12 protein-coding genes are annotated in these 11,216 nt (G+C 60.4%); 5 read left to right on the top strand and 7 right to left on the bottom strand.

Annotation, left to right across the window (positions count from 1 at the left end; genetic code table 11):
* Positions 1-203: 203 nt before the first annotated feature.
* The 3 genes from KGB18_RS25735 to arsC are packed head-to-tail and all read right to left on the bottom strand — an operon-like array spanning position 204 to position 1,577.
* Positions 204-629, bottom strand: a complete 426-nt coding sequence (locus KGB18_RS25735) for a DUF2069 domain-containing protein (protein ID WP_201059642.1) — start codon at positions 627-629, stop codon at positions 204-206.
* 1 nt (position 630) lies between these two features.
* The gene (wrbA, locus tag KGB18_RS25730) at positions 631-1,227 is read right to left on the bottom strand and encodes an NAD(P)H:quinone oxidoreductase (RefSeq protein WP_008011647.1); all 597 of its coding nucleotides are present in this window, start codon (positions 1,225-1,227) and stop codon (positions 631-633) included.
* The gene (gene arsC / locus KGB18_RS25725) at positions 1,224-1,577 is read right to left on the bottom strand and encodes an arsenate reductase (glutaredoxin) (protein ID WP_123720622.1); all 354 of its coding nucleotides are present in this window, start codon (positions 1,575-1,577) and stop codon (positions 1,224-1,226) included. The genes wrbA and arsC overlap by 4 nt, the downstream gene beginning before the upstream one ends.
* Positions 1,578-1,691: 114 nt before the next feature.
* On the opposite strand from arsC, the gene KGB18_RS25720 reads away from it, so the two are divergent.
* Positions 1,692-2,159, top strand: a complete 468-nt coding sequence (locus tag KGB18_RS25720) for a TlpA disulfide reductase family protein (RefSeq protein ID WP_123720623.1) — start codon at positions 1,692-1,694, stop codon at positions 2,157-2,159.
* Between the two features lie 183 nt (positions 2,160-2,342).
* Here KGB18_RS25720 and KGB18_RS25715 read toward each other — a convergent pair whose 3' ends face one another.
* Together KGB18_RS25715 and KGB18_RS25710 are read right to left on the bottom strand one after the other, a co-directional pair.
* On the bottom strand, positions 2,343-2,747 hold the full coding sequence (locus tag KGB18_RS25715; protein ID WP_201059640.1) for an META domain-containing protein: 405 nt from the start codon (positions 2,745-2,747) through the stop codon (positions 2,343-2,345).
* Entirely contained in the window at positions 2,747-3,181 is a 435-nt protein-coding gene (locus KGB18_RS25710; RefSeq protein WP_007899088.1) for a hypothetical protein, read from the bottom strand. The genes KGB18_RS25715 and KGB18_RS25710 overlap by 1 nt, the downstream gene beginning before the upstream one ends.
* 134 nt (positions 3,182-3,315) lie before the next feature.
* Here KGB18_RS25710 and KGB18_RS25705 point away from each other — a divergent pair, with 134 nt between their 5' ends.
* Positions 3,316-3,711 (top strand): hypothetical protein, encoded by a 396-nt coding sequence (locus KGB18_RS25705; RefSeq protein WP_123720625.1) that lies wholly within the window; start codon positions 3,316-3,318, stop codon positions 3,709-3,711.
* Positions 3,712-3,716: 5 nt separating this feature from the next.
* On the opposite strand, the gene KGB18_RS25700 is transcribed toward KGB18_RS25705, so the two are convergent.
* On the bottom strand, positions 3,717-4,706 hold the full coding sequence (locus tag KGB18_RS25700) for a 2-hydroxyacid dehydrogenase (protein ID WP_201059638.1): 990 nt from the start codon (positions 4,704-4,706) through the stop codon (positions 3,717-3,719).
* A 105-nt stretch (positions 4,707-4,811) separates the two neighbouring features.
* Positions 4,812-7,562, bottom strand: a complete 2,751-nt coding sequence (locus tag KGB18_RS25695; RefSeq protein WP_223570708.1) for a response regulator — start codon at positions 7,560-7,562, stop codon at positions 4,812-4,814.
* A gap of 215 nt (positions 7,563-7,777) precedes the next feature.
* On the opposite strand from KGB18_RS25695, the gene KGB18_RS25690 reads away from it, so the two are divergent.
* The 3 genes from KGB18_RS25690 (at position 7,778) to KGB18_RS25680 (ending at position 11,122) form a co-directional block, all read left to right on the top strand.
* The gene (locus tag KGB18_RS25690) at positions 7,778-8,500 is read left to right on the top strand and encodes a response regulator transcription factor (protein WP_223570707.1); all 723 of its coding nucleotides are present in this window, start codon (positions 7,778-7,780) and stop codon (positions 8,498-8,500) included.
* A complete protein-coding gene (locus KGB18_RS25685) occupies positions 8,487-9,917 on the top strand; it encodes a sensor histidine kinase (RefSeq protein ID WP_223570706.1) in 1,431 nt (476 codons plus the stop codon). Before KGB18_RS25690 ends, KGB18_RS25685 begins: the two co-directional genes overlap by 14 nt.
* Positions 9,918-10,099: 182 nt before the next feature.
* Positions 10,100-11,122 (top strand): YhcG family protein, encoded by a 1,023-nt coding sequence (locus tag KGB18_RS25680; RefSeq protein ID WP_223570710.1) that lies wholly within the window; start codon positions 10,100-10,102, stop codon positions 11,120-11,122.
* Positions 11,123-11,216: the final 94 nt, after the last annotated feature.

The raw sequence follows: 11,216 nt of genomic DNA, 5'->3' as shown, positions 1-11,216 counted from the left end.
GAAAGAACCCTTGGCCTAAACGGGTCGCGGTGTTCCTGTAGGGCATCGCATGGCCTAAAGCTGTGGGAGTTCAGCTGTCTATCAATATGCCTTCAAAATAAAGGTCATCAAGACAGTTGCTCCCACAGGTATTGGTTTTGAGCACAAAATGTGTGAACGGCTCCGGTCACTGTGGGAGCGGGCTTGCCCGCGATAGCGTCCTGTCAGGCGACGGAGATTTCGCCTTCACCCGCCAACTTGCGATTCAACTGAAACCGCCACCGCACATACAACATTGCCGAGCAGAACACCGCCAGGCTCGCGCCCATCTCCAGTAAACCGAACAGCTGCCGGTTCGGGTCATACGCGGCCAATGCGCCCTTCATGAAATACAGGTTCACCACAAAACACATCCACGAATGCCCACGGGCGCTGCCGACGATCATCCCCGGCGCCAGCAACAGCAGCGGCACCAGTTCGATCAGCAGAATCACCCACGGCCGCGCGCCATGCAGGTCGGCGAATACCAGGTAGTAGGCGCAGAGCAGTCCCACCAGGCCGAAAAAGCACAGCAGGCTGATGACGCGCATCGCCCGTACTCGCGGTTCGAGCCATTCGATGGAAGGCAGAATCTTCGGCTTTTTGGCCATATCAGCTCACCAACTTTTGCGCAGTCTTCGCCAACCGCAGGCCCAAGGCCCGGCACAGCGCAACTTCGTGTTCATTCAAACCGCTTTTGCCATCGGCACCGGCGTGATGGCTGGCGCCGTAAGGCGTGCCGCCACCGCGGGTTTCCAGCAGCGCCGACTCGCTGTAAGGCAGGCCGGTGATCAGCATGCCGTGGTGCAGCAACGGCAACATCATCGACAGCAGCGTAGTTTCCTGGCCGCCATGCAGGCTCGCGGTGGAGGTGAAGACCCCGGCCGGTTTGCCCACCAGGGCGCCGGTCAGCCACAGATTGCTGGTGCCATCGAGAAAGTACTTCAACGGTGCGGCCATGTTGCCGAAGCGGGTCGGGCTACCGAGAGCCAGGCCAGCGCAGTTCTTCAAGTCATCGAGGCTGGCGTACAGCGCGCCTTCGTCAGGAATGTCCGGCGACACGGCTTCGCACTCGGTGGAGATCGCCGGCACGGTACGCAGGCGCGCTTCCATACCGGACTGCTCGACACCACGGGCAATCTGCCGGGCCATTTCATTGGTCGAACCGCTGCGGCTGTAATACAGAACCAGAATGTACGGCGCACTCACGGCAGCAACTCCAGCACATTCTCCGGCGGACGGCCGATGATGGCTTTGTCGCCGACTTCGAGAATCGGGCGCTCCATGAGTTTCGGGTGCGCGGCGATGGCGGTGATCAATTGCGCCTCGCTCAGGCTGCTGTCGGCCAGGTTGAGGGTTTTGTACTCGTCCTCGCCGGTGCGCAGCAATTGCCGGGCGCTGATACCGAGCTTGCTCAGCAGGCTCTGGATTTGCGCGGCGTCCAGCGGGGTTTCCAGGTAGCGGACCACGGTCGGGGCCAGGCCACGGGCTTCGAGCAGTTCGAGCGCACCGCGGGATTTCGAGCAGCGCGGGTTGTGATAAAGCGTCAGATCGGTCATGTGCGGGTCGCATCTTGCGTAAGGTGGCGGCTATTCTAACTGTGCGGCGCGTAATCCAGAACCTTGGGAGGCGATGGGTCGCAGGTGCATTCTATTTTTGACAAGGATTGAGACATGACAAGGCGACTGGCAGCGGCATTGGCGATCATGGGGGCGTTATTACTGGGAGGCTGCGGCAACGACTATGGCGTCGACCAGAACGGTCACAACGTCGCCGCCGAGCGTCTGGACAAACAATGGCTGGTGCTCAATTACTGGGCCGAATGGTGCGGTCCGTGCCGTACCGAAATTCCCGAGTTGAACGCGCTGGCCGAGCAGCTCAAAGGCAAGAAGATCGGGGTGTTTGGGGTCAATTTCGACAATGTGCAGGGCGAAGAGCTGAAAAGCGCCAGCGAGAAACTGGGGATCGCTTTCACCGTGCTGGCCCAGGACCCGGCCGACCTTTTCGAATTGCCGCGCAGTGAAGCGCTGCCGGTGACTTACATCATCGATAACAAGGGCAAGGTGCGGGAACAGTTGATGGGGGAGCAGACGGCGGCGGGGGTGATGGCGAAGCTTGAGGCGTTGCAGGCGACTAACTGATCGAGCGCCGACCTGTGGTGAGGGAGCTTTTGTGGCGAGGGGGCTTGCCCCCGTTCGGCTGCGCAGCAGTCGCAAATTCGGTCCATACGGTATATCTGAAGAACCGAGGTGGTGGGTTTTAGGGCTGCTTCGCAGCCCAGTGGGAGCAAGCTCCCTCGCCACAGTCACTCACTGGCTACGTGATCAACCCTCTTCAAGCCACCAGCGCAGTGGTTTGCCTTGCGCCGGCCAGAAGCGCATCTGGTCGATCGGTGAAACATCCCAGCGCTGCACGTTTTCCAGCGCCTGCAGGAAGCGTTTTTCCTGCTCCATCAACGCCGGCGCACACATTTTGCGGGTGCTGCCGATCTTGCCGAAGCTCAGCTTGTCGCCTTCCAGGGTATACGGCGCGAACCAGTGGTTGCAGCCGCCATTGCCATAGGCCCGACCATCTTCATCAAGGGTAATGGTCAGATGGCTGTAGTCCATCAGCGGACGTTCGCCGATCCATTCCAGAATGTAGCTGCGGTTGTGTTGCAATTGCACCGGTTCGGCGGCACAGCCCAACAGACTGGCGCCAGCCATGGCGGTCAGAGCAAGGCGTTTCATCACGCAGGCTCCTGGCACTTCTTGCACAGGTGCTTGTCGGCAACGGTGGCCCAGCCCAGCTCGGCAATGCGTGCAGTGGCCGCCGGTTTTTCCGCCTTGTTGCCCAGCTTGGCGTCGACCGCGAACTCAAAGCTCAGCTCCTTCGCGCAGCTGTCGCAGTTGACCTTCCAGGTGTGGATCGCCAGTTCGCCGAACACCGGACCACTGGCCACCGCGACCCATTGGCCCGGCGGATTGATCAGATGGCGAACCGTTTCGACGGTCAGGCGCATGGACAAGTCCTTGCTGCCTTTAAGGGTCACTACCAGCACGTCGTTATTACGAATCGAGCCGCCGTTGCCGGTGACTTGATAACGCCCCGGCACGAGGGCGCGGCATTCGGTGAGGGTGTGTTGCGGGTTCATCAGGCTGTAGCGGAAATCGTGTTCGACCATGGGTCCTCCAAATATGCGCGATATGCTAGCACGGGCATGAACGCAGCATAGCGCGGGCATGTGACCTTCGATCTGGTTCAAATTACCTGTCGAGTCATGGCACACTGCCGCTTTTGCATCTCTAAGGAACAGAAATGGCGTTGATCGAATGTTTTGAGTGCAAGCAACGCATCAGCTCCACGGCGCCTGCTTGCATTCATTGCGGTGCACCTGCGGTGGCAGTGCAAGCGGCTACGTCGACGGCAACGCCTACGCAGGCGCCTCTTTCTTTCGGGCGTTTACCGACCAATGAGAGTGTGCCCCGGGTGACCCCGGCCGCTTTCGGGCGCAAACGTAAAGCCGAAGTCGAGGCAGAGATCCCGGCACCGGCACCCGGTGGGCCGCGTCCGGTGGAACTCTGGCTGAAACTGATGATTTTCTTGCTGCCGCCGTTTTTTGTCTGGTTCCTGCTGCGTCGCGGTCATTCGCTGGGACAGCGCTTGTTGGGCTTCGGCTGGCTGGCCCTGATGATCCTTTTGTCCAAGGCCTGAGCCGCTCAGCTCTCGACCTGATTCTGTGGCGAACCGGCCGCCCAGGCCGCGATGTTCTGCAGGGTGGTCGCGGCAATCGCACCCAGGGCTTCGCGGGTGAGGAAGGCCTGGTGCGCCGTGATGATGACATTCGGAAAGGTCAGCAGGCGCGCCAGCACATCGTCCTGCAGCGGCAAGTCGGAGCGATCCTCGAAGAACAGCTGCGCCTCCTCTTCATAAACATCCAGCCCCAGATAGCCCAATTGGCCGTCCTTCAACGCATCGATCAGCGCCGGCGTGTCCACCAGACCGCCACGCCCGGTATTGATCAACATCGCGCCGGGCTGCATGTGCGCCAGTGACTCGCTGTTGATCAAGTGTTTGCTTTGTTCGTTGAGCGGGCAATGCAGGCTGATGATTTGCGACTCGGCCAGCAATTGCGGCAAGCTGAGGTAGCGGGCGCCCAGCGCTTCGACCTGCGGGTTCGGATAAGGATCACAGGCCAGCAACTGGCAGCCGAAGCCGTTCATGATTTTCGCGAAAGTCGCGCCGATCTGCCCGGTGCCGACGACGCCGACGGTCTTGCCCACGAGGTCGAAACCAGTCAGCCCATGCAAGCTGAAATCCCCCTCGCGAGTACGGTTGTAGGCACGGTGCAGGCGACGATTAAGCGCCAGGATCAGCGCCACCGCGTGTTCGGCCACCGCGTGAGGCGAGTAGGCCGGAACCCGCACAATCGCCAGCCCCAAGCGCTTCGCCACCGCCAGGTCGACATGGTTGTAACCGGCCGAGCGCAGGGCGATCAGGCGTGTGCCGCCCGCGGCCAGACGTTCGAGTACCGGAGCGCTGAGGTCATCATTGATGAAGGCACAGACCACTTCGTGATGCTCCGCCAGCGCCACCGTGTCGAGGCTCAGTCGCGCCGGCTGGAACTGCAGCTCGATGCCGGCGGGCAGGTCGGTACTCAGAAAACTGTCGCGGTCGTAGGTCTGGCTGCTGAAAAGAATCGTGCGCATGTTGTCCTCCTGGAAGTTACCTGGAGCCGCTGGCGAAGCCTGCGTTCGGCAGCTGCTACAGGCCTTGAGCTTAGCCTTCAAGGCGCCCGGCGTTATTGCGCTGCATCAGGCATTGATACGCGCATGGGCCGCCAGGCGATTGATGGCTCGTTCGAGTTCTTCCAGCGCGCCGGGGGCTTTTGCGTCCTGTTGCTTGAGCAGGGTTTCGCTGCGCTGGCAGGCGGCGCGCAGTTGCGGGACGCCGCAATAACGGGTGGCCCCATGCAGGCGGTGGACTCGTTCGATCAGCGCATTTTGGTCATTGGCTTCACGAGCGACGCGGATGGCCTCGCGGTCAGCCTCCAGGGAGGCCAGCAGCATGGCCAGCATGTCCGCCGCCAGATCGGCCTTGCCGGCCGCCAGGCGCAGGCCTTCTTCGTGATCGAGCACCTGCAAATCATTACCGTTGTTGCTTTCGCTGGAACGCTCCGGCCCCAGATTACGCAACGCCAGACCGGTCCATTTCAACACCACCTGCGCCAGTTGCCGTTCGCTGATGGGTTTGGTCAGGTAGTCATCCATACCGCTTTGCAGCAACGCGCGTTTTTCGTTGGCCATTGCGTGGGCGGTAAGGGCAACGATCGGCAGCGGCGTGCAATGCCGCTCGTTTTCCCACTGGCGAATGGATTCGGTGCTTTGGCGGCCATCCATGCCGGGCATCTGCACGTCCATCAGCACCAGGTCGAAGGTTTCGTTCTGTACGGCCTTGACCGCGGCGTAACCGCTTTCCACTGCGAGCACCTTGGCGCCCATGTCTTCGAGCAGGGTTTGCACCAGCAGCAGATTGGCCGGGTTGTCGTCGACGCAAAGGACCTTCGGCGCGCGGCTGGAAAGGGGCTCGCCGGGGTCGCTGCGCTGCTGGCGGGGGTTGACCATATCGGACAGGGCCCGCCGCAGTTTGCGCGTGCAGGCCGGTTTGGACTGCAGCTGGCTGTGGGGGTTGGGCACCGAGAGGTGGAACAGCGTCAGTTCGGTGGTCGGGCACAGCACCAACACTCGGCAACCCAGGTGTTCGAGGTCCCAGATGTGCTGGTTGAGGCGCTCCGGCGGCATGTCATTGCTGGTGATGCCGAGCACTGCCAGGCCGATTGCCTGATCGGTCTGATGGGCGCCGGTTACGCCATTGGCCAGGCTTTCCAGAGTGTTGAACGGCGTGACTAGCAGGCCGCAGTCTTCCAGTTGATGCTGCAAGGCCTGACGGGCCAGCTCATGGTTTTCCAACACCGCCACCCGTTGTCCGAGCAGCGGTGGACCGGGCAGGTCTTCGGCGTCGTCGCGGGCTTTGGGCAGGCTCAGGCTGATCCAGAATTCCGAGCCTTCGCCCGGTGTACTGTCGACGCCGATCTCGCCGCCCATCTGTTCAATCAGGCGTTTGGAAATCACCAGCCCCAGGCCGGTGCCGCCGGGTTGGCGGGACAGCGAGTTATCGGCCTGGCTGAAGGCCTGGAACAAGGCGCGCACGTCCTGGTTCGACAGACCAATGCCGGTGTCCTGAATGCTGATGCGCAGTTGCACGCTGTCTTCATGTTCTTCTTCGAGCATGGCCCGGGCGACGATGGTGCCTTCGCGGGTGAACTTGATCGCGTTGCTCACAAGGTTGGTGAGGATCTGCTTGAGTCGCAGCGGATCGCCCACCAGCGACAATGGCGTATCGCGATAAACCAGGCTCACCAGCTCAAGCTCTTTGGCGTGGGCAGCCGGGGCAAGGATGTTCAAGGTGTCTTGCAGCAGGTCGCGCAGGTTGAACGGAATATGGTCGAGCACCAGTTTGCCGGCCTCGATTTTCGAGAAGTCGAGAATCTCGTTGATGATCCCCAGCAGGCTGTCGGCGGATTTTTCGATGGTGCCCAGGTAATCGAGCTGGCGTGGCGTCAATTCACTTTTTTGCAGCAAATGCGTGAAGCCGAGAATGCCGTTGAGCGGTGTGCGGATTTCATGGCTCATGTTGGCCAGGAACTCGGATTTGATCCGGCTCGCCTCCAGGGCTTCCTTGCGCGCCAGGTCGAGCTCGATGTTCTGGATTTCGATGGTTTCCAGGTTCTGACGCACGTCTTCGGTGGCCTGGTCGACGCTGTTTTGCAATTCTTCCTGAGCGTTCTGCAGGGTTCCGGCCATACGGTTGATGCCGGACGCCAGTTCATCCAGCTCATGGCTGCCGAGGGGCGGCAGGCGGGTTTCCAGATGACCGTCCTTGAGCTGTGCCACGGCTTGTTTGATCTGGCTCAATGGCCGGTTGATGGTCCGGCCCATGCGCAACGCCAGCAGCGCCGCACCGACCAAGCCACCGCCGATCAGCAGCAGGCTGGCGAACAGACTGCGGTAACCGCGCAGCAACATGCCGTTGTGTGACAGTTCGAGTTCGACCCAACCCAGCAGGCGGTCGGCTTCATCGGGGATCAGGTCGCCGGCCAGGTTGCGGTGCTTGCCGAACACCGGCAGCAGATAGCGGGTGGCGTCATTGCCACTGCGGCGCAGCAGTTGTGAACCGTTGCCCAAAGGGGCCTGATTGAGCATGGTCGGGCCGGCGTGGGCCAGCGGTGTGCGGTCGGGGGCGAGGAATGTCACCGCGCGCACGTCGGTTTGTTCCAGGAACTGGGTGGCAATGCGCTCCAGCAGGTCGTTGTCTTTGCGACCCATGGCCGGGGCCACCAGCGGCGCCAACTGTTCGGCAATCATTTCGCCGCGCTGCATGAGTTGGGATTGCAGGTCCGATTGCTGCATCCAGGTGAAATAGCCGCCCAGGACCAGCGCCATCAGGGTGGTCGGCAACAGAGTCAGCAACAGCACGCGGCCTTTAATTCCCAGTTTCTTGAGCACGCATCTCTCCCGCATCCAGCTGTTTATTGACCTGCACATGCGTCCGGCACGCGCCACCTGCGCAGTGTAGCGATTTGCATGCGGGCAATCTTCGTAAAATTGATGTCGTCATTCGTCGGCCAGTTCAACGCTTTGGTCTCGGGGGGTAAACCTTGAGTTGCCCCTGGCGAGGCAATCTTGAATAATCGGCAACTGAGAATTATTTGCAGATACTCATGACTCCCATCTCTATTAACCATCCTCGCATCCTCTCCATCGAAGATGATCTGGTGCTCGGTGCCTACGTCCATGAGCATCTGGGGCGCTGCGGTTTTCAGGTGACCTGGTGCCAGAACGGCCAGGAAGGGTTGGCCATTGCCCGCCAGCAAGCCTTCGATGTGGTGTTGATGGATATTCTGCTGCCGGGGCTGGATGGCTTGGCGGTGCTGACCCAACTGCGCCAGAGCCATTCCACGCCGGTGGTGCTGATGTCGGCGCTGGGCGCGGAGGCGGATCGCATCAGTGGCTTTCGCCTCGGTGCCGACGATTACCTGCCCAAACCTTTCAGCATGGCCGAGTTGCGGGTGCGCATCGAGGCGATCCTGCGGCGGGTGGCGCTCGACCGGCGGCCGGCGCCGGCACTGATTGCCCCAGCGACGGACAGCCTGCGTTTCGACGATGAACGGTGCGAGGTCTTTTTGAGCGAGCACGCGGCCGGCCTGACTCGCAGCGAATATCGGTTGCTGGATACATTGAATCGCAACGGTGATGAAGTCCTGAGCAAGGCGTTCCTTTATCAGCAGGTGTTGCAGCGCGGTTATGCGCCCCATGACCGCAGCCTCGACATGCACATCAGCCAGATTCGCCGCAAGCTCAAGGCCATCGGTTACACCGAGCGCGAAGTGCGTACGGTCTGGGGCAAGGGGTATGTTTTGAGTGCGGCCGATGAAATGGTCTGACGTGCCGGGCCGGCATTCACTGTTCTGGAAACTGGCTTGTTTGTTGGTGGCGTTCTGTCTGCTGATGATCTGGTTGAGCTGGTCCTGGGGCCGCTACATGGAAAAGAAAAACCTGTTCCTGTCCGACGAGGCCCGGGGCACCCTGACGCGCTACGCCGCCGAGGCGGAGCGGGCGTGGAACGAACAGCAGAGTGCAGGCATTGATGCCTGGTTGCAGCGTGTCGGTCAGCGCGAGTCGACCTGGGTCGGTGTCATCGGTGCCGACTTGCAATCCCTGAGTAATCATCCGCTGGCCAACCAGGAAATCCAGCGACTGACTTTTTTGCGTGGTCTGGATTGGCCGGTCAGTCGGCGTAATCAGGGCCTGCCGTGGCTGAAAATTCCATTTCCCAACGACCCGTCTGCCGGCAGCCTGGTGATCGAGTTGCCTCAGCGTTTCATGCCTGGACGCTACCGGGTGTTCTGGCGGGTGATCACCAATGGGGTGATTCCCGGGCTGTTCACCCTGCTGCTGTGCGTGGGGCTGTATCGATTGCTGGTCGTCCCATTGAACAGCCTGCGCGAACAAGCCAATGCCTGGCGCGCCGACCAACTGACTGTGCGTTTATCGAGTCGCACCACCAACCGCTCGGATGAATTGGGTGAATTGGGCAGAGCCTTCGATCACATGGCCGAGCGCCTGCAAAGCACGGTGGCCCTGCAACAACAACTGCTGCGCGACCTGTCCCATGAATTGCGCACACCGCTGAGCCGGCTGCGGGTGGCCAGCGAAAGCGAGCAAGACCTGGGGCAGCTGCGCGAACGCATTGGCCGGGAAGTCGACGGCATGCAGCGCTTGGTCGAAGACGCCCTGCAACTGGCCTGGCTCGACACCGAGCGCGCACCGTTGCCCGATGAAGCGATCCAGGTCCAGGCCTTGTGGGAAATGCTCACGGAAAACGCCTGCTATGAAAGTGGCTGGCCGGCGAGTCAGTTGCACTGCGCGGTGGATGCATCCTGCTGGGTGCGCGGCCATCTCAATACCCTGGCCCAGGCGCTGGAAAACATACTGCGCAATGCCATTCGTCATTCACCCACGGGCGGTGTTGTGACGCTCGGCGGTCGGCGCGATGGCGACTTCTGGCACCTGTGGCTGGAAGACAAGGGCGGTGGGGTGGCTGCCGAGGATCTTGAACGGATTTTCTCGCCGTTCATTCGGCTCGATGGTTCGCGGCCGGGGGATGGTGGATTCGGATTGGGTTTGAGCATCGCGAGGAATGCGGTGCAGAGGCAGGGTGGGCGTTTGTGGGCGGAGAACAGCGGGGTAGGGTTGCGGTTGAATATGCGGTTATTGGCGGATGATGACGGTGTTAGTGATGACGCCATCGCGGGCAAGCCCGCTCCCACAGTTGATGTGTGTCTGCCACAAATCGTGTGATCAACTCCAACTCCTGTGGGAGCGGGCTTGCCCGCGAAGAGGACCTCCCAGCCACCACCGCGCTGATCATGCCGGAGCGTTCCCGTTTATTTGTACGACCTTTCCTAAAGGGTATTGCCGACACCTTATGCCTGATTCGACGGAATAGACTCGCGTTTTTCCTCGTCCTCAAGGAGTTCGGCATGAATGCATCCAGCGTCCCCGGCAACGCAGCCGACGACCGTTTCAATGAAGTACTTGCGCTGATTCAAAGTGCCAAACAGCAGGCCATGCAGACGGTGAATACCCAGTTGATCGAGCTGTATTGGCAGGTGGGTGCTTACATCAGTCGCAAGCTGGAAAAAGCCGAATGGGGCGATTCTGTGGTCAGCCAACTGGCTGAGCATCTGGCCACGTCTCAACCTGGGTTGCGCGGTTTTACTCGGTCGAACTTGTTTCGCATGCGCCAGTTCTATGAGACTTATCACGCTGAAGAGAAAGTCGCACCAGTGGTGCGACAATTGTCCTGGTCGCACAACCTGATCATTTTCAGCCAGAGTAAACGGCCGGAAGAGCGGGAGTTCTACGTCCGTTTGGCAGTTCAGGAGAAATGGTCGAAGCGCGAACTAGAGCGTCAGTTCAAGACCGCACTGTTCGAACGAAGCGTGACCCAACCAGCAAAAATCTCAGCAGTGCTGAGACAAGCCCACCCGGCAGCGCTTGAGATATTCCGCGACGCCTACATGCTCGATTTTCTCGACCTGCCGGGTGGCCATGCCGAAACTGATCTGCATAAAGGGTTGATGGCGCGCCTCAAAGAATTCCTGAGCGAACTCGGCCGCGATTTCTGCTTTGTCGGTTCCGAGTATCCGCTTCAAGTGGGTGGGTGTGATTTTGCCCTGGATCTGCTGTTCTTCCACCGCGGCCTTAATTGTCTTGTAGCCATTGAGCTTAAGGTCGGTCGTTTTAAACCGGAGTATTTGGGCAAGCTGAACTTCTATTTGGAAGCGCTGGATCGCAAGGAGCGCAAACCCCACGAAAACCCGGCCATTGGTGTATTGCTCTGCGCCAGCAAGGATGACGAGGTGGTTGAATACGCCCTTAACCGCAGCCTGTCGCCAGCGCTGATCGCTGAATACCAGGTGCAGCTACCGGACAAACAGTTGTTGCAGGCCAAGTTGCATGAGTTCTATGCATTGAATGTCGCGCAAGGTGAAGAGTACTGATCCAGCCCCTTATTCCCATTCGCCATAAGCCCCTTACTTTGCGTGATATGGCCTGCGCACGTTTGCCGGTATGATAGGCGCCCCCGCAGTCTGG

Source organism: Pseudomonas sp. BF-R-26 (assembly GCF_019947395.1).
Taxonomy (GTDB): Bacteria; Pseudomonadota; Gammaproteobacteria; order Pseudomonadales; family Pseudomonadaceae; genus Aquipseudomonas; species Aquipseudomonas farris.
The sequence above is the reverse complement of the archived record's forward strand: the minus strand, read 5'-3'. Positions and strand labels throughout refer to the sequence as shown.